Source organism: Mycobacterium sp. (assembly GCF_036490025.1).
Taxonomy (GTDB): domain Bacteria; phylum Actinomycetota; class Actinomycetes; order Mycobacteriales; family Mycobacteriaceae; genus Mycobacterium.
Map to the genome: position 1 here is coordinate 47525 of NZ_DASXEP010000128.1, position 22093 is coordinate 69617.

At 65.6% G+C, this 22093-nt stretch carries 24 protein-coding genes and 1 pseudogene; 13 read left to right on the forward strand and 12 right to left on the reverse strand.

Annotated elements, in window-relative coordinates; genetic code table 11:
- The first annotated feature begins 16 nt into the window (after positions 1-16).
- Entirely contained in the window at positions 17-424 is a 408-nt protein-coding gene (locus VGG53_RS14455; RefSeq protein ID WP_414688968.1) for a hypothetical protein, read from the forward strand.
- Here VGG53_RS14455 and VGG53_RS14460 read toward each other — a convergent pair.
- Entirely contained in the window at positions 388-1173 is a 786-nt protein-coding gene (locus VGG53_RS14460) for an oxidoreductase (protein ID WP_331518746.1), read from the reverse strand. The two genes, VGG53_RS14455 and VGG53_RS14460, sit on opposite strands and share 37 nt — an antisense overlap.
- A 217-nt stretch (positions 1174-1390) precedes the next feature.
- Between VGG53_RS14460 and VGG53_RS14465 the strand changes: the two are divergent.
- Positions 1391-1546, forward strand: a pseudogene (locus VGG53_RS14465) (HNH endonuclease signature motif containing protein); the annotation flags it as partial.
- 57 nt (positions 1547-1603) lie between these two features.
- On the forward strand, positions 1604-2140 hold the full coding sequence (locus VGG53_RS14470) for a nitroreductase/quinone reductase family protein (protein WP_331518747.1): 537 nt from the start codon (positions 1604-1606) through the stop codon (positions 2138-2140).
- Between the two features lie 188 nt (positions 2141-2328).
- Here the strand turns inward: VGG53_RS14470 and VGG53_RS14480 are convergent, their stop codons facing one another.
- The 7 genes from VGG53_RS14480 to VGG53_RS14510 all read right to left on the reverse strand — a co-directional run bounded on the left by VGG53_RS14480 (position 2329) and on the right by VGG53_RS14510 (position 9239).
- A complete protein-coding gene (locus VGG53_RS14480; RefSeq protein WP_331518748.1) occupies positions 2329-2556 on the reverse strand; it encodes a deoxyribodipyrimidine photolyase in 228 nt (75 codons plus the stop codon).
- 69 nt (positions 2557-2625) lie between these two features.
- Positions 2626-3228, reverse strand: a complete 603-nt coding sequence (rfbC, locus tag VGG53_RS14485) for a dTDP-4-dehydrorhamnose 3,5-epimerase (protein ID WP_331518749.1) — start codon at positions 3226-3228, stop codon at positions 2626-2628.
- A 1-nt stretch (position 3229) separates the two neighbouring features.
- Positions 3230-4225 carry a dTDP-glucose 4,6-dehydratase gene (rfbB, locus tag VGG53_RS14490; protein ID WP_331518750.1) on the reverse strand — a complete coding sequence of 332 codons (996 nt, stop codon included), beginning with the start codon at positions 4223-4225 and terminating at the stop codon, positions 3230-3232.
- A gap of 21 nt (positions 4226-4246) precedes the next feature.
- A complete protein-coding gene (locus tag VGG53_RS14495) occupies positions 4247-5110 on the reverse strand; it encodes an LLM class F420-dependent oxidoreductase (protein ID WP_331518751.1) in 864 nt (287 codons plus the stop codon).
- Between the two features lie 20 nt (positions 5111-5130).
- Positions 5131-5982, reverse strand: coding sequence for an LLM class F420-dependent oxidoreductase (locus VGG53_RS14500; protein ID WP_331518752.1), 852 nt, complete (start codon positions 5980-5982; stop codon positions 5131-5133).
- A gap of 64 nt (positions 5983-6046) precedes the next feature.
- Positions 6047-7558: an ATP-binding protein gene (locus VGG53_RS14505; RefSeq protein ID WP_331518753.1), complete on the reverse strand. Its 1512-nt coding sequence runs from the start codon at positions 7556-7558 to the stop codon at positions 6047-6049.
- A 4-nt stretch (positions 7559-7562) separates the two neighbouring features.
- Positions 7563-9239, reverse strand: coding sequence for an FAD-dependent oxidoreductase (locus tag VGG53_RS14510; protein ID WP_331518754.1), 1677 nt, complete (start codon positions 9237-9239; stop codon positions 7563-7565).
- 199 nt (positions 9240-9438) lie between these two features.
- Between VGG53_RS14510 and VGG53_RS14515 the strand changes: the two genes are divergently transcribed.
- The 9 genes from VGG53_RS14515 to truA all read left to right on the forward strand — a co-directional run bounded on the left by VGG53_RS14515 (position 9439) and on the right by truA (position 16163).
- On the forward strand, positions 9439-11307 hold the full coding sequence (locus tag VGG53_RS14515) for a serine/threonine-protein kinase PknD (RefSeq protein ID WP_331518755.1): 1869 nt from the start codon (positions 9439-9441) through the stop codon (positions 11305-11307).
- A gap of 229 nt (positions 11308-11536) precedes the next feature.
- Positions 11537-11758, forward strand: coding sequence for a translation initiation factor IF-1 (gene infA, locus VGG53_RS14520; protein ID WP_003418601.1), 222 nt, complete (start codon positions 11537-11539; stop codon positions 11756-11758).
- A 49-nt stretch (positions 11759-11807) separates the two neighbouring features.
- Entirely contained in the window at positions 11808-11921 is a 114-nt protein-coding gene (gene rpmJ, locus VGG53_RS14525; RefSeq protein ID WP_003879483.1) for a 50S ribosomal protein L36, read from the forward strand.
- 193 nt (positions 11922-12114) lie between these two features.
- The gene (rpsM, locus tag VGG53_RS14530) at positions 12115-12489 is read left to right on the forward strand and encodes a 30S ribosomal protein S13 (RefSeq protein ID WP_331518756.1); all 375 of its coding nucleotides are present in this window, start codon (positions 12115-12117) and stop codon (positions 12487-12489) included.
- A 3-nt stretch (positions 12490-12492) separates the two neighbouring features.
- On the forward strand, positions 12493-12909 hold the full coding sequence (gene rpsK / locus VGG53_RS14535) for a 30S ribosomal protein S11 (protein WP_331518757.1): 417 nt from the start codon (positions 12493-12495) through the stop codon (positions 12907-12909).
- A gap of 14 nt (positions 12910-12923) precedes the next feature.
- Positions 12924-13529, forward strand: a complete 606-nt coding sequence (gene rpsD, locus VGG53_RS14540) for a 30S ribosomal protein S4 (RefSeq protein ID WP_331518758.1) — start codon at positions 12924-12926, stop codon at positions 13527-13529.
- A gap of 82 nt (positions 13530-13611) precedes the next feature.
- Positions 13612-14655, forward strand: coding sequence for a DNA-directed RNA polymerase subunit alpha (locus tag VGG53_RS14545; RefSeq protein WP_331518759.1), 1044 nt, complete (start codon positions 13612-13614; stop codon positions 14653-14655).
- A 58-nt stretch (positions 14656-14713) separates the two neighbouring features.
- Complete coding sequence (gene rplQ / locus VGG53_RS14550) at positions 14714-15280, forward strand: 50S ribosomal protein L17 (protein ID WP_331518760.1); 567 nt, start codon at positions 14714-14716, stop codon at positions 15278-15280.
- Positions 15267-16163, forward strand: a complete 897-nt coding sequence (gene truA / locus VGG53_RS14555) for a tRNA pseudouridine(38-40) synthase TruA (RefSeq protein WP_414688970.1) — start codon at positions 15267-15269, stop codon at positions 16161-16163. The genes rplQ and truA overlap by 14 nt, the downstream gene beginning before the upstream one ends.
- A gap of 5 nt (positions 16164-16168) precedes the next feature.
- Here the strand turns inward: truA and VGG53_RS14560 are convergent, their stop codons facing one another.
- Both VGG53_RS14560 and VGG53_RS14565 read right to left on the reverse strand, forming a co-directional pair.
- The gene (locus tag VGG53_RS14560; RefSeq protein WP_331518762.1) at positions 16169-16852 is read right to left on the reverse strand and encodes a cutinase family protein; all 684 of its coding nucleotides are present in this window, start codon (positions 16850-16852) and stop codon (positions 16169-16171) included.
- 45 nt (positions 16853-16897) lie between these two features.
- The gene (locus tag VGG53_RS14565) at positions 16898-17680 is read right to left on the reverse strand and encodes a cutinase family protein (protein WP_331518799.1); all 783 of its coding nucleotides are present in this window, start codon (positions 17678-17680) and stop codon (positions 16898-16900) included.
- A 221-nt stretch (positions 17681-17901) separates the two neighbouring features.
- Here VGG53_RS14565 and eccB point away from each other — a divergent pair, with 221 nt between their 5' ends.
- Positions 17902-19332 carry a type VII secretion protein EccB gene (gene eccB, locus VGG53_RS14570; protein ID WP_331518763.1) on the forward strand — a complete coding sequence of 477 codons (1431 nt, stop codon included), beginning with the start codon at positions 17902-17904 and terminating at the stop codon, positions 19330-19332.
- Here the strand turns inward: eccB and mycP are convergent.
- Both mycP and eccD read right to left on the reverse strand, forming a co-directional pair.
- On the reverse strand, positions 19267-20667 hold the full coding sequence (mycP, locus tag VGG53_RS14575) for a type VII secretion-associated serine protease mycosin (RefSeq protein WP_331518764.1): 1401 nt from the start codon (positions 20665-20667) through the stop codon (positions 19267-19269). The two genes, eccB and mycP, sit on opposite strands and share 66 nt — an antisense overlap.
- The gene (gene eccD / locus VGG53_RS14580) at positions 20664-22061 is read right to left on the reverse strand and encodes a type VII secretion integral membrane protein EccD (protein ID WP_331518765.1); all 1398 of its coding nucleotides are present in this window, start codon (positions 22059-22061) and stop codon (positions 20664-20666) included. Before eccD ends, mycP begins: the two co-directional genes overlap by 4 nt.
- Between the last annotated feature and the right edge of the window lie 32 nt (positions 22062-22093).

The following is a 22093-nucleotide window of genomic DNA, read 5'->3' on the forward strand; positions in this document are numbered from 1 at the left end:
TTTGACCAGGATAGCTATGGCTCTGGCAGTGGCCGTCAGTGGAGTCAGTCATGCCTATCTCTATATTCATGGCTATCAGCACATTCCGACGATTGGCACCGCCTTCGTAGTGCAGGCCGGCCTCGCGTTCGCGCTGTCCCTGCTGATCGTGATCGGCGGCCCATCGTGGCTTGGCTGGGCCGCGGCCATGGTGTCCGGTGGCGCGCTCATCGCGTTCGCGTTGTCGCGCACCGGGGGCTTCTTCGGGTTCTCCGAGCGCGGATGGCAGCCGTCGCCGCACGCGGCGATCAGCGTGGTTGCCGAACTGCTGGCGGTCGGGCTGTGGGCGGTGTATGTGGTCGAGGGACGGCGCGCCGGCAAGGTAGTGGCATCGGGTGTGAGCCGTGATCAGACGGTGGTGACGTATCCGCCGTCGATGCGGTAGTCAGATCCGGTGATATTTCCGGCGCGGTCGCTGGCCAGGAAGGCAACGAGGTCGGCGACTTCTTCAGGAGTGCTGAACCGCCCGGTCGGCGAGGAGCTTGCGAGTTCCGCCCTGACCTCGTCGGCCGTCTGATCGCGAGCCGCGGCGAACTCGTCGGCCAGTCCGCCCTGTTTCATCCACCGCTCGGTCGACACCGGACCCGGACTGACCGAATTTACCCGAATGTTCTTCGGCGCCAGTTCCTTTGACAATGCCTTAGCAAAGTTGGCGACGGCAGCCTTGGCGGCGCAGTAGTCGTAGGTATCCGGACCGGGTGCGTAGGCGCTGATCGAACTGACGATGACGATGGAACCGCCGCCGCGCCGCTCGATCTCCGGCAGCGCCGCGCGGGTCGGTCGCACGACGCCCATCACATTCAGATCCCAGGACGCCCGCCACTCGTCGTCGGAAATGCTGACGAGTCCACCCGGGCGGACCGTGGCACCGCCGACGTTGTTGATCAAAACGTCGATCCCGCCGCGGTAGTTTGCCGCCGCGATCAATTCTTCCGCGGCACCGGGGTGGGTCAGGTCCACGGACACGAACGACAACTGCCCCCGCTCTTCAAGCAGGGGCAGTTGCTTGCCAGGGGTCCGTGAACCGGCCACCACATGCGCGCCCGCGTCGACGAGGGCCTTGGTGACCGCGAGACCGATGCCCCGGCTAGCCCCAGTGACGACGGCAGTCTTCCCGGATAGATGCAGATCCACTTGCGCTCCTTCATCCGCACCGCGCGCACGGCGCTACTACGCCGGACACCGGGATGACCGCTGTCGCCCTAAGTGTTGTACGGCGACGCTTGTGCGGTGTGGGATTCGAGCCTTGGCTGCGGCGCTTGCGCGGTGTGGGGCGCGCGGTCGCCTTGTCAGAATCAATGTCGGACCCGTGGTCGCCGAAGAATCCAGCCTCGACGGCCGGGCGGCCGCGCCCTCGCAGGCGCTGGCGGATTTCGTCCGATGCGGCGATCTGAGCTGCCGGTTTCCGGGCTGCGATAAGCCCGCGGTGGGCTCCGATCTTGACCACACGATCCCGTACGGCCACGGCGGACCCACGCACGCCTCCAACCTCAAATGCCTGTGCCGCCTGCAGTAGCGAAATAGGACCTCGCCGGGCGACGCACCGGGGCTAGCATCACCAATCATGACTGACCTGTTGAACGGCATTCCACGGGTGAACCCGACAAGTAAGCCGACCGTGATGCGGCGCGAGGTGGCGCGCATTCTCGCGACTACGAGCGGCTCCGCCTTTCACCGCACGTTCATGGCCCCGCTCGACGCGCGTTTGATGCACCTTACTGGCGGGCGCGTGCATCTTGCGAAGGGCACGATCCCGCTCGTATTGCTGCGCACAACTGGGGCCAGGTCGGGAGTGGAGCGGGATGTGCCGCTGTCCTACTTCACAGATGGCGACGACGTCATTCTGGTCGCCTCGAACTACGGACAGGCTAAACATCCAAGCTGGTACCACAACCTGCTTAAGAACCCAGAGTGCCAGCTATTCGCCGACGGTCGCAGCGACAGGACAGGTAGCTTTACAGCCCGTCCGACCGAAGGTGCGGACCATGATCGGTTGTTCGCACTGATTGAGCGTTACGCCTCCAACTACACCTCGTACGCCGCGAACACCAACGGCATTCGCAACATCCCGGTTCTACGCCTGACGCCGAAAGGTCATTGATCGCGGCCGCCCCTCGACTGCCGCCTTCGCGATCAACCCAGTTACTGAAGTGTCCTTCGGCCAGCCGAAAACACCATTTGATCAAAACGTTTTGGGGCTGGCGCGATCAACAGCTGCCCGACGACACGCTGATTTGGACCGCGCGGCAGCTCAACGGTTTTGGACAGAAGCGACGGCGAACAGGGCACCTACTTCTTGGACGGGATCACAATCACCACGATCAGCGTCAGGATGCTGAAAAACAGTCCGAGGATGCCCCAACCAAATGGGTTGCGGCCCTTGATGGCTGCGATGACGCCGCAGACGATCGCCGCAATGACGCTGCCGATGGCGACGAAAATGCCTTTGATGCCACGCAGAATGAATCCGGCGGCCTCCGGTTGGCTGTAGCCGGCCAGCAACAGTTGATGAAGCATGATGACCTCCTCAGCACCACAAGGGTCGCCTTGATGTACCCCGGCACGGAATACCCGAACGAGCCGGTTCTAATCGTCTTTCAGCGCCCGGATGAACGCTTGAGCTGCTTCCCATGTCGGCAACAGGCCGGCGGCGCGCACTTCGTCCAAGGTGGGCGCCGCGGCATCGCGGTCGGACATCACCAGCCCGTGTCCACTCGGCCAGGCGATCGCCAACGCCGGATCCGTGGCAGCGATGGTGTGTTCGCGTTCCGGATTGTATTCGGCCGAGCACAGATACATCACCGTCGAATTATCTTGCAGCGCAACGAACCCGTGCGCCAGGCCCTCGGAGAGGTAGACCGACTTGTGGCTGCGGTCATCCAGCACCACCGCGTCCCAGCGGCCGAACGTCGGCGAGCCAACCCGGATGTCGACAACGACATCGAACACCGAGCCGGAAAGGCAGGTCACATATTTGGCCTGGCTCGGCGGCAGCTGGGCGAAATGCAATCCGCGCAGCACGCCGGCAGCCGACACCGAACAGTTGGCCTGCTGCACCTCCAGCCGATGGCCCGCGAATTCCAACAATCCACGGTGGGTGAGCCATTCGAAGAACAATCCGCGCGAATCGGGATGCAGCTCAGGCGTAATCTCCCAGGCGCCGGCAATGTCGAGTTCACGGGCCTGCATCTCACTGCCCCCGCTGTTCGTAGCGAGCCTCGACGGCATCTTTGAGTGGCCGCCACCAGGATTCGTTGTCGCGGTACCAGTCGATGGTAAGCCGCAAACCCTCGGTGAAATCGGTATGCTTTGGTGCCCAGCCTAATTCGTTGCTCAGCTGAGACGGATCGATAGCGTACCGAAGGTCGTGGCCGACTCGGTCAGCAACGTAGTCGAAGTCGTCGGGATCGCGTCCCATCAACCCGAGCAAAATCCGCAGCACCGAGAGGTTGTCGCGTTCGCCGTCGGCGCCGATCAGGTAGGTTCGCCCGGACTGGCCGCCCTCGAGAACAAGGCGAACCGCGTCGTTGTGATCGTCGACATGGATCCAGTCCCGCACGTTGGCGCCCGCGCCGTACAGCTTCGGCCGACGCCCGGTCAAAACGTTGGTGATCTGCCGCGGAATGAACTTCTCCACATGCTGGTACGGCCCATAGTTGTTGGAACAATTCGAGATCGTCGCGCGCACACCGTAGGAGCGCACCCACGCTCGGACCAGCATGTCGGAGGCGGCCTTGGTCGACGAGTAGGGGCTCGACGGGTTGTACGGCGTGGCTTCGGTGAACCGCTGCGCATCGCCGAGCACGAGATCGCCATAGACCTCGTCGGTCGAAACGTGATGCAGCCGTACGTCGTGCCGGCGTACCGCTTCGAGAACGGTGAACGTCCCGATTACATTGGCTTGCAGGAACGGCGCCGGGTCGGCCAGCGCGTTGTCGACATGAGTTTCGGCTGCGAAGTGCACCACCGCATCCGACTCGGCGACGAGTGTGGCAACCAGTTCCGCATCGGTGATGTCGCCCTGCACCAGCCTGATGTCATCGTCGACGGGAGCCAGCGACTCGCGGCTGCCCGCATAGGTCATGGCGTCCAGAACCGTCACCGCGTCGTCCGGATGGTCGCGCACGGTGGCGTGCACGAAATTGGCGCCGATGAACCCGGCGCCGCCGGTGACCAGCAGCCGCATAGGAAAACCCTAGCCCGGCGGTCAGCTCGGCGGGCTCAACCCCAGTGCTCCGGCCAGCTCTTCCAGTGCACCCACCAGCTTGCCGTCGGGTCCGCCCAGCACCTGGATCGCCACGTGGTCGGCGCCGGCCTCCAGATGCTCGTTGAGGCGCGCCGCGATCTGCTGCGGTGTGCCGTGGGCGACGACGGCGTCAATCAGCTTGTCGCTGCCGGGTTTACGCACGTCGGCATCGGTGAACCCGAGCCGGCGCCAGTTGTTCACGTAGTTGCTCAGACCAAGGTAGTGGTCGACGGTTCGGCGGCCGATTTCGCGGGCTTCGTTGGCATTGGCGGTCAGCACGACCTTGTGTTCGGGGGCCAGAAACACCGTGTTGCCGACCAGTTCGCGGGCATGCGCGGTGTGTTCTGGCGGGATCAAGTACGGGTGGGCGCCGGCGCTGCGCTCCGCCGAGAGGGCCAGCACTTTGGGTCCCAGCGCCGCGAGCACCCGCCGGCTGGTCGGCACCGATGCTCCGTCGAGCGTGTCGAGGTAGTCGACGAGTGCGTCGTAGGGCTTCTGGTACACGTCGGTGTGCTCGGGATGGCCCACGCCAATGCCCAGCAAAAACCGTCCCGGGTAAGCATTTTCGATGCGAAGATAGGACTCGGCCACGTCGGCGGCCGGCGACGACCAGATATTGACGATCCCGGTCGCCAGCTGCAGCGACGACGTCTCCGCCAGGGCCGGTTCGACCCACTTCAAGTCGGCGTCGGGGGATCCGCCAATCCAGGCGGCGTCATAACCCAGCGATTCGATCTGCCGGGCGAGGCCCGGGCTGATACTTCGACTGGGAAGCCAGACGCCGTATCGACCCAAGTCGAGTTTGAGCGAAACGCCCTCGGTCATCTAGGTCCCCCTTTGGTCCGTCACGCCGGATTCAGTCCAAGCGGCTCGGCCAGTTCGGCCAGCGCCGACACCAGGTTTTCATCTTTGGTCAGGATCTGCACAGGGACGTGGTCGGCACCGGCGTCGAGGTGTTCTTTCAGCCGCGCCGCGATCGCCTGCGGTGTCCCATAGGCCACCACCGCGTCGACCAGGCGGTCGCTGCCCGGCCGGCTGACCTCGTCGTCGGAGAACCCCAGCCGTTTCCAGCTGTTGCGGTAATTGGCCAGGTTGAAATAAATGTCGAGCGCCCTGCGACCGACCGCGCGGGCCTTCTCCGCGTCGGTGGTCAGCACCGCCTTGTGTTCGGGTGCCAAGAACGCCGACGGGCCGATCAGCTCGCGCGCCTGCGCGGTGTGCTCCGGAGTGGTCAGGTACGGGTGCGCGCCGGCGCTGCGCTCTGCCGATAGCTTGAGCACCCGTGGGCCCAGGGCTGCGACCACCCGTCGATCGGCCGGGACGCCGTACTCGTCGAGCTGGTCGAGGTATTCCGCCAGTGCGTCGTAGGGCTTGCGGTATGCGGTGATCGCCTCGGGATGCCCGACGCCGATGCCCAGCAGGAAGCGGCCGGGGTAGGCCTGGTCGATGCGATGAAACGACTCGGCCACCGGTTTGGCCGCCGCCGACCAGATGTTGACGATGCCGGTGGCTACCTGCAGCGTCGTCGTCGCTTCGAGAATGGGTTCCACCCATTCCAACTCTGCGGGCGGTGAACCGCCGACCCAGACAGCCCCGTAGCCCAAGGCTTCGATGTCTTTGGCTTGTGCAGGTGTGACGCCGCGTCCGAACGATCCGAACCGGCCAAGATCGGGCTTACTCGCAGCAGAATCGGTCATGGTTGCTCCAACCTACCGCCCGGTCGGCTCTATTCCGGAGTGCTCGCCGGCCGGCCCGACGGGGTTACGGCAGGGCTCTGTCCTCGGCTGCCTCACCGTCTTCCGGCAGCGCGACGTCGACGGCGGGCGGCATCTCCAGCGGCAGCAGCACGATGAACCGGGTGTCGCCGGGCACGGACTCCACCCGCAGATCGCCGTGGTGCGTGTTGACGATGATCCTCCATGCCAGATCCAGCCCGAGCCCGGTGCCTTCGCCCACCGGTTTGGTGGTGAAGAACGGCTCGAAGATGCGCTCGAGCACGTCCTCGGGTATTCCCGGGCCGGTGTCGCAGATCTCGACACGCAGCATCTCGTTGGCCTCGCGGCAAGTGCGGATCGTCAGCGTACCGCCCGCAGGGCCCATCGCCGCGATCGCATTGTCGATGATGTTCGTCCACACCTGGTTGAGATCACCTGGATAGCAAGGGATTTGCGGGAGGGAGCGATCGAACTCCTTGGCCACCGCGATGTGCCGGACGCTGTCTTTGCCCAGCCGGTCGGCGAACATGGTCAGCGTGCTCTTCAGCAGATCGTGCACGTCGGCCACCTGGAAGGGCGCGCGATCCATCTGCGAGTACTGCTTGGCGTCCGCTACCAGAGCTGAAATACGTTGGCTAGCTTCTGAAATCTGGTTCATCAGCAGCTCGCTCTCAATGGTGTAGCTGATCCATTGGATCGCCTGCCCCAGCGAGGTCGATACTTCCAGTTCTTCGGCAGTCGCAGCGATGCGCTCCAGCCAATCGGTGTCGACGCCACCTTCGACGAATGTCGGCGCAATTTCCCAGCCGCCATCGATGCCATGGTCGTCGAGCCAATCGCCCACGGCGTCTTCGCGATCCGAGGTTTCGATCGGGCTGAGATGCTGGGACGCGGACTTGGCGACCTGCTCGGCGACGGCGTCTTGCAGTAGGACAAGGGCATTCAGCGTCTCCGGGCTCACGGTGCCGTCGGCCAGCATCGCCAGTTTCGCGCGCATGCGCGAGATCCGGCCGCGCAACTCCTGGGCGGCTCGGGCGATGGCCGCGGCGGGGTTGTTCAGCTGATGCGTGAGTCCAGCCGAAAGTTGGCCCAGCGCAAGCAGTTTCTCGCGGTTGTCGATGAGCCGACGGGTCCGTTCGGTGCCGACCGCGATACCGTCGAGCAGATGGACCGCCATAGGGAACTGATCTTGCATGAACCGGGCGAAGGCCGGGGCGTCCATCACGAAGAACCGCGATGGTTTGGTCACATGCACCGACGTGGTGTAAAGCTGCTGCTTCTCACCGGTAAAAGCTTGCCACGCACCGCAATACACGCCGCGATGAGATGTCCGGTTGGTTTCGATGTCTTGTCCACCGGAGAGCTTGGACATCGCCAGCTCGCCCTCGATGAGAACGTAGAAGCAGGTTGCAGGCTCACCCTCGACGCAGATCGGTTGCGGGTCGTAGTGCTGGATGTGCCCGTCGGCGCACAACGTCGCGAGCTGCTCCTCGCTCAGGTGCTCGAACAGGAACAGGGTGCGCAGCTCGTCGGCGTCGCAGGGCAGCTTGTCGCTCATGATGCTATGACTCCGCCAGGTAGCGGTGGACCAGCATCACAGCCATCGATCCTTCACCGACCGCGGCCGCGACCCGTTTGGCGGATTGGGAGCGCACATCGCCGGCGACGAACACGCCCGGCACGCTGGTCTCCAAGTGGTGCGGCGGACGCTCCAGTGTCCATCCGCAGACATTCCGCAGGTCCGGTCCGGTGAGGATGAAGCCGTGGTCGTCGCGCGCGAGCAGCCCGTCGAGCCAGTCGGTGCGTGGTGCGGCGCCGATGAAGATGAACAGCCGCGCGCAGGTGACATCCTCGATCTCCTGGGTCCGGTTGTTGATCAGGCTCAGCTTTTCCAAATGACCGTCCCCGCTGACCTTCTGCACTTCGGTGCAGGTGCGCACGGTGATGTTGGGCGTCGCCTCGATCTGCTGGATCAAGTAGTAGGACATCGACGCCTCCAACGACGGGGCGCGCACGACGATCGTCACCGATTTCGCCTTGCGGGATAGATACATTGCGGCCTGCCCTGCCGAGTTGGCCCCGCCGACCACATAGACCTCTTCGTCCGCGCACTCGGATGCGACGGAGACCGCGGCGCCGTAGTGGACGCCGGCGCCGGCCAGCTCGGCGCATCCCTCGGCTTCCAGATTCCGGTAGGCGACACCGGTGGCCAGGACGACCGCGTGCGCGTCGATCGCACCGCCGTCGGCGAACCGCACGGTTCGCTTGGGGCCGTTGACTTCCAGCGCGATGGCTTTGCGCGCGGTGATCAGCTCGGCGCCGAACTTCTCTGCCTGCCTGCGCGCCCGGTCAGCCAACTGGCTGCCGGACACCCCGTCCGGGAAGCCGAGATAGTTCTCGATGCGTGAGCTCTGGCCGGCCTGGCCGCCGGTGGCGGTGTGTTCGATGAGCACCGTCCGCAGGCCCTCAGATGCGCCGTAGACGGCGGCGGCCAAACCCGCCGGCCCGCCGCCGATCACGATCAGGTCGTAGAACTCCTGCGAAGGATTGGTGGTCAGGCCGAGCTTGTCGGCCAGCTCGGCGTCGGAGGGCTCGATGAGCGGATCGCCGCGTTCGGTGATCACGACGGGCAGCCGCATGCAGTCGGCGCCGGCCGCGTTGAGCAGCCGCTCGCCGTCGGGCTCGTCGGCCATGAACCAGTTGTAGTGCAGCCCGTTGCGGGCCAGGAAGTCGCGAACCTGCCACGACCGCGCCGACCAGCGGTGTCCGACCACCTTGGTGTGCGGGACCGGATGCTCGGGCGCGGCCCGCCAGGCTTCCAGCAGCGCATCGATGACCGGGTACAGCTTCTCCTCGGGCGGATCCCACGGCTTGAGCAGGTAATGGTCGAGGTCGACGACGTTGATCGCGTCGATGGCGGCGTGGGTGTCGGCGTAGGCGGTCAGCAACACCCGCTTGGCTGCCGGGTAGAGGTCCATCGCGGCCTCGAGGAACTCGATACCGGTCATCTGTGGCATTCGGTAGTCGGCGACGAGCATCGCCACCGTCTCACCCCGCAGCCTCAGCTGCTTGAGGGTGTCCAGCGCGTCCGGGCCCGATTCGGCCCGCATGATCCGGTGGGCGTCGCCGTAGTGGCGACGCAGGTCCCTGGCGACGGCCCGAGACACCGCCGGATCGTCGTCGACGGTCAGCATCACCGGTTTGCGGGGTGCGGTATCGGGATTTGCGGGGGCTGTCATCAGCGTTAAGTATGCCCTCGTCGCGGCCCCTGCGGCAGGCCATGCCACCAGGCCTGATTCCTCTGCTAGAGCTGGTCGGTCAGACCCTGACAAATGTCTCGTCGCCGGCTCGCGCTGATAGTCGCCTGAATCCGGTTAGCCGCGACATCTTCTCGTGCCACGATGAGAATGCGCTGAAGATTGCTGCAGGAGGGCTTCGTTGCAAAGAACGTTGTTTGGAAACTACCAGCTGATCGAGTTGCTGGGCCGAGGCGGCATGGGCGAGGTGTGGCGCGCATACGACACCGTCATCGACCGGATCGTCGCGATCAAGATATTGCCCTCCGAAATTTCCCGAGACGAGGTGTTCCAGCAGCGGTTCCGTCGTGAAGCGCATGCCGCTGCGCGATTGAACAGCCCGCATGTGGTGCCGATTCACACCCACGGCGAAATCGACGGGCGACTGTTCGTCGATATGCGGCTGATCGAGGGCACCAACTTGCAGTCGATCCTGGACGACGGGCCGTTACCGCCGGCACGGGCGGTGCGCATCATCGAACAGATAGCCAAGGCATTGCAGGCGGCGCACAAGGCGGGACTATTGCACCGCGACGTCAAGCCATCCAACGTTTTGATCGACGACGATGACTATGCCTATCTGATCGATTTCGGAATCGCCCTTGCGGTAGGTGAGCGAGGCTTGACAAGCGTCGGAGATGTGATCGGGACCTTCCATTACATGGCCCCGGAACGGTACACAGCCCAAGAGGTCGGCGCGCCGCCAGTCGACGCCCGCTCAGATATCTATTCGTTGGCGTGTGTGCTCTATGAGTGCTTGACAGCGGAACACGCGTTCCCTGGTGACAGCCTCGAGCAACAGGTCAGCAACCACCTCGTCAGTCCGCCGCCGCGGCCGTCGCAGACCAGCCCTGGGCTGTCGCCAGCATTCGACACCGTCATCGCCAAGGGCATGGCCAAAAGGCCCGGCGAGCGCTACGGGAGCGCCATGGAGTTGGCGCATGCCGCCCGCAACGCCGTGACGGCGCCGATGCCCCTTCCTGGCCCGCCGGCCGGGCGGCCGCCGGCCACGCAGCCGGCCGGCGTCGCGGCCACCGCCCAGCACGGGGTGCCCCAGGCAAGCGTGTTCGTTCGGCCGGAACCCCCTGCGTACATCTCACGCAGTAACCCGCCCGGGCCGCCCCACGCCCCGCCGCCCCCGACCCCGCCATGGTGGCGCCGCAAACCTCTCATCGTCTCGGTCGCGGCTCTGCTCACCGTGACGGCCGTTATCGTTGCCGTGGCCGTCGTCGGCAATCACGGCTCAGCACCCCCGAGCCTCCGGCAGACGATGCTGCCCTTCACCGGCCTCCGCGAACCGCAAGGGCTGTCGGTGGATATCGGCGGCACGGTATACGTCGCCGACACCATGCAGAACCGAATCTTGGCGTTGTCCGCGGGCTCGCAGGACCCGGCCTTGCTGCCGTTCGAAGGCCTCAGCTATCCGAGCGGCGTGACAGCCGACAACACCGGCACTGTCTACGTCAACGACTCCGGCAACAAACGGGTGCTCATCCTTCCTGCCGGCTCGAGGAAGCAGACTCAACTCGCTTTCACCGACCTCGACCATCCGACCGGCCTGACGGTGGACGGCGCCCGCACCGTCTATGTCACCGACACCGCCAAGAATCGGGTGCTTGCGCTGGCCACGGGCTCGGACAAGCAGTACGAGCTACCCTTCACCGGCCTCAACGCTCCCACCGGTTTGGTGGTCGGTGCCAACGGAACTATCTACGTCGCTGATGGTGGCAACAATCGGGTGCTGTCGTTGGCCCGTGGCTCGAATACTCAGACCACGTTGCCCTTCGTCGGTCTCTCTAATCCCGGCGGTGTGACGGTGGACAACGAGGGCGCGGTGTACGTGACCGATAGCGCGGACAATCGTGCGCTGAAACTTCCTGCGGGATCGGGCGAGCAAGTCGTATTGCCCTTCACCGGCCTCGATTATCCGTGGGGCCTGGCGGTCGACAACAACGGCACGGTCTACGTCGCAGGGCGCAACGGCAAGATCCTGGCGCTACGACCAAATTAGGCGCCGCTCGACCCGACGGCTGCGGTACGGACGTCGGTCCGCGGCGCATTTTGCGCCGACTGTGGCTGTGCGGGTACAGTGGCCATTCGGTGCGGCGTCTCTTGCCGACTTTTTGCGTGCCCAGTCCTAGGAATTTCCTGTCACCGGCTCACGTTGATGGTCGGGCGTTGCTGCGCCGATCTGGGCGCATCAATGATACGAAACCAAAGACGAGGATTCGAAAAAAGTTATGGCCAAGAAAGACGGCGCCATAGAGGTCGAGGGCCGCGTGGTCGAGCCCCTGCCCAATGCGATGTTTCGCATCGAGCTGGAAAACGGCCACAAGGTGCTCGCCCACATCAGCGGCAAGATGCGGCAGCACTACATCCGCATCCTGCCCGAGGATCGGGTGGTGGTGGAGTTGTCTCCCTACGACCTGTCCCGGGGCCGCATTGTGTACCGCTACAAGTAAAGCCCGAACAAGGCAACCGACGAGAAGACAGAACAGGATCTGAACAGCCGTGAAGGTGAACCCGAGCGTCAAGCCGATCTGCGACAAATGCAGGGTGATCCGTCGGCATGGACGGGTGATGGTGATCTGCTCTGATCCGCGCCACAAGCAGCGCCAGGGCTAAAAGCCGGACAATCGGCTCGGCGCGCACACAACTGAATGCAGACCTCCCAGCACCACTGAGCGGCTGGCATCTTTAGAGATGGGTTAGCTCAGCTACGTCCGGAACGGAGGCCGGGCCCCGGAGCCCCGAGTTGTTTTCTGGGCCAGGGAACGGGCTGGGATCGAGACCTCCGCATAGAGAAGGAATGCCACCCATGGCTCGACTAGTGGGCGTCGACCTCCCGCGCGACAAGCGCATGGAGGTCGCGTTGACGTACATCTTCGGCGTTGGCCGGACCCGCTCCAACGAAATCCTGGCCGCTACCGGGATCGACAAAGATCTGCGTACCAAGGACCTCACCGACGACCAGGTGACCCATTTGCGCGACTACATCGAAGGCAACCTGAAGGTCGAGGGCGATCTGCGCCGCGAAGTGCAGGCCGACATCCGCCGCAAGATTGAGATCGGCTGCTACCAGGGCCTTCGGCACCGCCGCGGCCTGCCGGTGCGCGGTCAGCGCACCAAGACCAATGCGCGTACCCGCAAGGGCCCCAAGCGCACCATCGCCGGCAAGAAGAAGGCCAGGTAAGTCATGCCCCCAGCAAAGAAGGCTGCCGCGGCGCCCAAGAAGGGTCAGAAGACCCGGCGGCGGGAAAAGAAGAACGTGCCGCACGGTGCCGCGCACATCAAGAGCACGTTCAACAACACGATCGTGACGATCACCGACCTGCAGGGCAACGTCCTGGCCTGGGCTTCGTCGGGTCACGTCGGCTTCAAGGGGTCGCGTAAGTCGACGCCGTTCGCCGCGCAGCTGGCCGCCGAGAACGCCGCCCGCAAGGCCCAGGAGCACGGCGTCAAGAAGGTCGACGTGTTCGTCAAGGGCCCGGGCTCGGGCCGCGAGACCGCGATCCGGTCGCTGCAGGCCGCCGGCCTGGAGGTCGGCGCGATTTCTGACGTCACCCCCCAGCCGCACAACGGCTGCCGTCCGCCCAAGCGTCGTCGGGTCTAGGAGAAGAACAGACAATGGCTCGTTACACCGGACCCATCACCCGCAAGTCGCGTCGCCTCGGCGTCGACCTCGTCGGCGGCGACCAGTCCTTCGAGAAGCGCCCCTACCCGCCCGGCCAGCACGGCCGCGCGCGGATCAAGGAGAGCGAATACCGTCAGCAGCTGCAGGAGAAGCAGAAGGCCCGCTTCACCTATGGCGTGATGGAAAAGCAGTTCCGCCGCTACTACGCCGAGGCCGCCGGCCGTCCCGGCAAGACCGGTGACGAGCTGCTGCAGATCCTGGAGAGCCGGCTCGACAACGTCGTGTACCGGTCCGGGATCGCCCGCACCCGCCGGATGGCCCGTCAGCTGGTCAGCCACGGCCACTTCACGGTCAACGGCGTCAAGGTGACCATCCCCAGCTATCGGGTGTCGCAGTACGACATCATCGATGTCAAGGAGAAGTCGCTCAACAGCGTGCCGTTCCAGATCGCCCGCGAGACCGCCGGCGACCGTCCGATCCCCGGCTGGATCCAGGTGGTCGGCGAGCGCCAGCGCGTCCTGATCCACCAACTGCCCGAGCGCGCTCAGATCGAGGTGCCGCTCACCGAGCAGCTGATCGTCGAGTACTACTCGAAGTAAGAAGCTGGCGCCGCGGACGCGGCGACCAGATTACCGAGTCGGCATCAAATAGCGGGTGCCGAGAAGGAGAAGAAGAAACACCATGCTGATCTCACAGCGACCCACCTTGTCCGAAGAGGTCCTCAGCGACGACCGTTCGCAGTTCGTCATCGAGCCGCTGGAGCCGGGTTTCGGCTACACGCTTGGTAATTCGCTGCGCCGGACGCTGCTGTCCTCCATTCCGGGGGCGGCCGTCACCAGCATCCGCATCGACGGCGTGCTGCACGAATTCACCACTGTGCCGGGCGTCAAGGAAGACGTCACCGATATCATCTTGAACCTCAAGAGCCTGGTCGTGTCCTCGGAGGAGGACGAGCCGGTGACCATGTATCTGCGCAAGCAGGGCCCGGGCGAGGTCACCGCCGGTGACATCGTCCCGCCGGCGGGCGTCACCGTGCACAACCCGGAGATGCACATCGCGACGCTGAACGACAAAGGCAAGCTCGAGATCGAGCTCGTCGTCGAGCGCGGCCGTGGCTATGTCCCGGCCGTGCAGAACAAGGCGTCGGGTGCTGAAATCGGTCGTATCCCAGTCGATTCCATCTACTCGCCGGTGCTGAAGGTGACCTACAAGGTGGACGCGACCCGTGTCGAGCAGCGCACCGACTTCGACAAGCTGATCCTCGACGTCGAGACCAAGAGCTCGATCGGCCCCCGTGACGCGCTGGCATCGGCGGGTAAGACGCTGGTCGAATTGTTCGGTCTGGCACGTGAACTCAACGTCGAGGCCGAGGGCATCGAGATCGGCCCGTCGCCGGCCGAGGCCGACCACATCGCGTCGTTCGCGCTGCCGATCGATGACCTGGACCTGACCGTGCGCTCCTACAACTGCCTCAAGCGTGAGGGTGTGCACACCGTCGGAGAATTGGTGTCGCGCACCGAGTCCGATCTGCTCGACATCCGCAACTTCGGTCAGAAGTCGATCGACGAGGTGAAGGTCAAGCTGCACCAGTTGGGTCTGTCGCTCAAGGACAGCCCGGCCAGCTTCGACCCGTCCGAGGTCGCCGGCTACGACGTCGCGACCGGTACCTGGTCTGCCGAAGGCAACTACGACGACGCGGACTACGCCGAAACCGAACAGCTCTAACGAATTCCGTCCCGGTCCTACCTGATACGGGGACCGGCCCCATTTAGGAGAAGTCGCAATGCCCAAGCCCACCAAGGGTCCTCGCCTCGGCGGGTCGTCTTCGCACCAGAAGGCGATCCTGGCCAACCTGGCGACGGCGCTGTTCGAGCACGGCCGGATCAAGACGACCGAGCCGAAGGCTCGGGCATTGCGGCCCTACGCAGAGAAGCTGATCACCCATGCCAAGAAAGGCACGCTGCACAACCGGCGTGAGGTGCTCAAGAAGATCCGCGACAAGGATGTGGTGCACAGCCTGTTCGCGGAGATCGGCCCGTTCTTCGCCGACCGCAATGGCGGCTACACCCGCATCATCAAGGTGGAGAACCGCAAGGGTGACAACGCCCCGATGGCGGTCATCGAGCTGGTGCAGGAGAAGACGGTGACCTCCGAAGCCGACCGCGCGCGTCGGGTGGGAGCTTCGAAGTCCGCCGCCAAGAAGGTTGCACCTGAGGCCGCCGCGGCAGCGCCGCAGGCCGCGGTTGAGCCGGAGGCTGTCGCTGAGGCCGGCGAGCCTGAGGCCACCGAGCCTGAGGCCACCGAGCCAGAAGCCGCCGAAGCGGAAGCCGGGGACGCTGACGAGTCCTGACGATTCGTCGTTCAACGACGTGCCCGCCATCGCCTCCGGTGGCGGGCGCATTCGTCTTAGGCTCGATATCGCATACGACGGAACGGATTTTGCAGGGTGGGCGATACAGTCGGGTCAGCGCACAGTCGCCGGCGTCCTCGAAGAGGCGCTGTCGACGGTGTTTCGCAGTCCGTTGCGGCTGCGCGCCGCCGGTCGTACCGACACCGGTGTGCATGCCACCGGTCAAGTCGCTCATGTCGACGTTCCCGTCGACGATCTGCCCAATGCCTATCCGCGTTCGCCACGGTCCGATCAACCCGAGTTCCAGCCACTTGTCCGGCGGCTGGGCCGACTGCTACCCCCTGACGTTCGGGTCCGCCGGATCGTCCGCGCGCCAGCGGGTTTCGACTCGCGGTTTTCGGCACTGCGCCGCCACTACGTCTACCGGCTTTCCACGGCCGGCTATGGCGTGGAGCCGCATCAGGCCCGTTACATCACCAGTTGGCCGCGGGTGCTCGACGTCGACGCGATGGCCGAAGCATCACGGGTTTTGTTGGGGCTGAACGACTTCGCGGCGTTCTGCCGTCACCGCGAAGGGGCGACCACGATTCGCGACCTGCAACGGTTCGACTGGGAACGCGACGGCGATCTGATCACCGCGCGCGTCGCCGCGGACGCGTTCTGCTGGTCGATGGTGCGATCGCTGATCGGTGCAGTACTGGCCGTCGGTGAGCACCGGCGCACCGCGGCCTGGTGCCGTGAGCTGCTCACCGACACCCGGCGCTCCAGCGACTACGCCGCCGCGCCGGCGCGGGGCCTGACGCTGGTCGGGGTGGACTATCCGCCCGACAGCGAGTTGCAGGCCCGGACGTTGATCACCCGCGATCTGCGTACCCGCGACTGAGCGATCTAGAGCTTGCCGGCGACGAAGTCGGCGGCCTGGTTGACCATGCCGGCCTGGATGTAGGCGCTGGCTGCGTGCTGTGGCCAGTTGTCCGACCAGGTGTGCGGGTCGGCCGGGTTGCAGATGGGGTCCGCGCCGTGGCACAGGTCGATGGTCCGGTCGTTGTAGGCCGGGTTGAAGTTGGTGATCGGACCGGCCCACTGGCTGCCGTTGCCGAACATCGCAACCGCCGCGACGTGCTGATCCGAGCCCGGTGGCAGGGGATTGGTGAAGCCGAACATCGGGCCGGGAGCCGCCAGGACGATGTCGGTGACCGCGGCACCGAGCGAGTAGCCACCCAACACCACGCGGGTGTTCGGGCAGCTGTTGATCGTGGACTGGACGTGCGCGCTCATGTCGTTGGCACCGACATCGACCTCGGTGTCGGCGGGGTAGCGCACCGCGTAGAGACCGACGTTTTTGTTCACCCTGGATCGCAAAGCGCTGATCAGGGCGTTTCCGAGAACCCCGGCGCCGGGCGATTCCATACGTCCCCGGGCGAATACCAGCTCGGCGTCCGGGCATCCGGCCGATGCCGTCGGGATCAGGATCGAGGCCGGCGCCAGCGCCAAAATCAAGGCGAGCAAGCCGGCGAGCGCGAGCCTGCCTGGAATCGATTGTGGCGACGGGCCTATCCAGCGCAGCTTCATGGCCCGATAGTAGTGCGGGCGAAGATCAGCGCGGTGCGGGATCGTTCAGCGAAAAACGGTGGGCTGAGTCTGGCTGACCACGGCCGGAGCCGGGAAACCGGGGCCGGGCAGCGGGCCTTGACCAGGTCCAGGCAGGGGGCCCGGTCCAAATCCAGGCGGCACGCCCAGCGGTCCTTCGGGTGCCGTCGAGGGCAGCAGCGACAGCAGCCGGGTCTGCACGAAGCTGGCGGCCTGGCTGGTGTAGACGGGCACGTAGCCGTCGGTGTGTCCCTTCCACTCGTTACCCGGGCCGGCGTGACAGATCGGGTCCTCCGGGTTGCAGTAGTCGACGGCCTTGGCGCCGAACATCTGGCTCTGCGCCGAGATCGGCCCGCCGCTTCGGTCGGCCGGATTGCCGAAGGTGGTCACCGCGATGACGTGGTCGGCGTATTGGGGCGGCAGTGAGCTGCCCCAGCCGATGCCGCCGATCGGAACCCCGCTGACGATGTCGATCACCGACGCACCCTGCGAGTACCCGCCGAGCACCTGCGGGGTGGCGGGGCACTTGTCGGCCACCTCTTTGATGTGCTTGATGGCGTCGTTGGCGCCGTCGCCACCGTGCAGCTGCAGCAGGCTGGCCTTGTAGTTGACCGGGTAGGCGTCGATGTTCTTGCCGGTGTTCTGGCGCAGGCTGTCGACCAGAGCCTGGCCGACGCGGCCCAGCCCGGCCGGCTCGTCGGTGCCGCGGGCGAACGTCACCGCGACGTCGGGGCAGTTGTCGGCTTCGGCCGCCGGTACGGCCCGCTGAACGGTGCTGGGTGCGACCGTCAGAACGCCGGCGGCCAGCACCGCGGCGGCAGCCAGGCCGGCCCAACGAAAGCTGCGTAACCAGGCAGGACGGGATACAAGACGGGTCAAGCGATCGGTGCTCACCAGGCGATTTTACCGAGTTCGGGGCCCGCGGTCACATCGACGTTTTTCTGGCCACTGGCTGTGGATCGTCGACGATGCCCCGCGCGCACGGTACATATCGTGAACTGGAATCGACCCGGGGCCTGTTGGGGGACCGAATGGCATGGCAACCGACCACGATGCTGCAGATCAGCGGGTATCGATTTCTGCGGCGCCGTATCGAGTGCGCACTGCTGGGCAGCGACGTCCGCACGCTGACCGAGCCGATCCGCGCACCCGCCCGGTCGCTGATGGCCGGCCTGGTATTCGCGATCATCCTGCTGTCCGGATGCGTGGTGCTGGCACTTCTGCGTCCGCAACCAGGGGCGGCGAGCGCGCCGATCCTGATGGCGAAGCAGTCAGGGTCGCTATACGTCCGATTAGGCGAAACGCTGCATCCGGTACTCAACCTCGCCTCGGCCAGGTTGATCATGAAGACAAACGCCGACCCGCAACTGGTGGCTGAGTCGACGCTCAGCCACAGTAAGAGAGGCCCGCTGCTGGGTATCCCTGGCGGCCCGCAGTCGCTGGGCATGCCACTCGGCGAAGACGAATTGCAGTGGACCGTCTGTGACGGCCCCGACGCCACGACCGTCGTTGTTGGCCGCGCCCAAGCATCGCAGTCCCACGTTCTGGCGCGGGATCAGACCTTGCTTGTCAGGCCATCGTCCGGTGGATCGACCTACCTGCTCTACGACGGTCGTCGAGCCGTGGTGAATCTGGATGACGCCGCGGTCGTGCGTGCACTCGAACTCGATGGCCAGGTCCCGTTGGCGGCCTCGCCGCTGATGCTGAACCTCATCCCGGAGACACCGCCGCTCGCCGCGCCACAGATTCCTGATGCCGGCGCTCGCGGTCCGGCCTCGCTGCCGGGCTTTCTGGTCGGCAGCGTGCTCCGGGTGGCCCGCGGCGGCGGCGACGAGTATTACGTCGTGCTCGAAGACGGTGTGCAGCGCGTCGGACGGCTTGCCGCCGATCTGGTGCGATTCACCGACTCAGTGGGTACCCGCTCCGCGATCTCGGTTGCGCCCGACGTGATCGGCGCTGCCCCGGCGGTGACCCGGCTACCCGTGGCCGGCTTTCCCGACCGGACGCAGGCTCCGCCGCAAACGGAGGGTGCCACGCTCTGTACCGGCTGGACGCATAACGCGTCGGGCAGTGCTGAGATCTCGTTTTCGGTTGGCGGGCTTCCCCTTTCGTCCGGCCAGGAGCCGGTGGTCCTGACGCAGGCCGACGGGAAGGGGTCTGCCGTCGACGCCGTCTATGTCCCGCCCGGACGTACTGCCTATGTCCGCGCCACCGGCCTGTCCGGCGCCAATGCTCGCGCGGGCACGCGATACCTGATCACCGACACCGGGGTCCGATACGCCGTTCGGGACGACGACGCGGCACATGATCTCGGCCTACCGGACATGATGATCGCGGCGCCCTGGCCGGTGCTGGCCAAGCTGCCTGCCGGGCCGGAATTGAGTAGGGCCAATGCTTCAGTCGCCCAAGACATTACCGCTGTCGGGTGTCGACCCGCTCGGTCGGACGTGCGCTCGCCATAGCCGGTTCCACAGTGCGCCGACAGCCAGTATCGCTGCCAGTAGCGAACCGCAGGCCGCGGCCCCGGTGAACGCCGTGTGCCGTGCGCGGTGATCCGGCGGCGCCGGCAGCGGAGCCTGAAGAATGGGCGCCGTCGTCCGGGCGGGCGGACGGGACGGGGCAATCGGGGTGTCGGTGCTGACCGCGGCGAGGAAATCGACCAGGCCGGCGCCGACGCGCGAATCCCATCCGCCCGGGGGATGATGTGCGGTGGCCTTGATACGTTGCATCACCTGACGGGCCGACCAGCTCGGGAAGCGGGATCGGATCAGCGCCGCCAGCCCACTTACCACCGGCGCGGCATAGCTGGTACCCGACAGCGGAGTCGAATCCCGCTGTCCATCAAGCGTATTGACCAATCCACCATCCGCCGAGCTGAGCGAGACCACCTGTTCGCCGGGGGCGGCCACGTCCACCCACGGGCCCGCGAGGGTGAACGCCGACGGTTCGCCGCGGGCGTTCACCGAGCCGACGGTCAGGACCAAGTCGTCGTACCAGCCCGGACTCACGACTACCGTCGCCGATTTCCAGGTGGCTTCGGCCGGTTGAGCCGGGCACTGCCCGGCGCCGGTATTTCCCGCGGCGACCACCACAACGATGTTCTTGATGTTGACGGCGTAGGACAGCGCCGCACCCAGCGGGCGGTCATCGAGCGCTGACCCGACGGCGGTGCAGGCAACCGAGGAGATGTTGATGACCGAAGCGCCCAGGTCCGCGGCCGTCCGTACGGCTCGCGCCATGGTGTCGACGTCCCCGACTCCGGCCGCCGCGGGATCAGCCGCGGGGCGGAACATCGTGCTGGACTGCCGGATGCTGATCAAACCGGCCCCCGGGGCGACCCCGGTGAAGGTGTCGGGATGATCGGGATCCGCGGTGGCCGCGACGATCCCGGCTACTGCGGTGCCGTGTCCGTCGCAATCCTGGGTGCCATCGCCGGTGTGGACATAATCACCGCCGGCCGCGACATGGGACAGCCGGCGCTGCGGCGACACCCCGGTGTCGATGACCGCGACTCGTTGTCCCGAGCCGTTGGTGAGTTTCCAAACCTGTTGCAGATCAAGCCCGGAGAGTTGAGTAGCATCGTCGGTCAGGTTGGCACCTCGCGCCGCAGACGGCACCGCGCAGATCTCACGCTGCACGGTTGGTTGCGTTGGCCTTGCCGGTGCGGGCTGGGGTAGGCGACTGTTGTCGATCGGCGGTGGTGATACCGCATATGCGGGCGCTGCAACACACTGCGGCAACGCAGCGACTGCCGCCATCACCACATAACGGCACAAGCACCGTCGGGCTGTGCTCATGACAGATTCAAGGCACGGGCAGCGCCGTAAAGTCCGCAGATCCAAAAGGCCAGTGGCACAACGACGGCGAACGCCAGATATTCCAGGAGTTCGACACTTCGCTGTCCGAGCGGAGAGATCGTCGTTGCGTCGTCGATGATACCGAGGCACAGGGCGACCGTGCCCAGCAACATCGACGCCGCCGCGATGTGAGGCGTGTATGACGGGTACGCGGCGGCAGCGGCGACGAGAACAGCGCCGAGCGTGGCCGTTCCACCGATGACAAGTGAAATGGCTATCGCAACATCTCGGTGTGCGCGCGCCCGCAACAGCAGCACAGCACCGGTCACGCCGGCGAACACGATGCCGCGCCACCGCGGCGCGCCGGTCAGGCACGGCCCGATTGCCGCGCCGACAGCCCCGAGCGTGGCGGAGGCCGCGAACGCGATGACCAAGCTGGTGAGCCAGGTATGAGCCCGGATCACCTTGGCGTTCATGCCTTCCGACGGCGGCGGCAGCTGTGGGGAGAGCCGCGCCAGCATGATCGACAGCCACGGGGCCGCTTCGACTAACCCCAACGATATCGCCGTGGACGCTGCGCCGATTGCCTGCAGCGGGATTGCCGCAACCGTCCCGACCAGGGCCGCGACGGCTTCGGTGGCCGCAAAGGTTGCCAAAGCGGTGAATGCCAGTGCGTTGTCGGTGATCACGCGCATGGCGGCGGCGGACGTCGCCGCCGCGACGGTCGCGAACAGCGCCTTCGGAGCGCCCGGCTCACCGGGCACGGCAAGTAGGCCCGCCAGTGCGGCGAACCCGGTTGCCAGCATGCCCAGCGTCAGTCCTGCGGCGTTTTCGCGGCATGCGCGATATGCGAGTGCCGCCGCCAGCAGAGTTAGCAGCGCGATCGTAGCGGCCGCGCCCAGGCTGCCGGCCCGTCGGGCATCGCTGGTGTCCAGCGCTGTTCGGGTCAGCACCGCCGCGGTTACGCCGGCCAGCCAGGTGGCGACCAGCGAGCCGACAAGCCGAGCCCGCCGCGGAGTCCAACGCCGTTCCATCGCAGCAACCGATGCCGACACCGCATCCGCCGCATCATCGAAGCGGGGCGCCAACAATTCGGTGGACGTGCTTGTCAGCAGCAATACCGCGCCATCTCGAATACCCGTTTGGCTCAACGTCTTCGACGGATCCAGTGCGACACCGCCCGGAAAAGACAGCCGATATCGAACGGCAAGTGGACCGGTGTGGAAATCGCCGTTGCGGGCCAGGACATCGACGATCGATGGAATCAGCGATCCGATGGGGATGGCGGCTGACAAACAGAGGTCGACGGAGCGGGAGTCGGCATGAATTGACAACCGACGCATGCCCGCGCCGGATCCACCGTGCCGGCTGGGTACCGCCGATGCTCGGTGCACGCCGACCTCCCTTCGCAGACCTGGACCCTAGC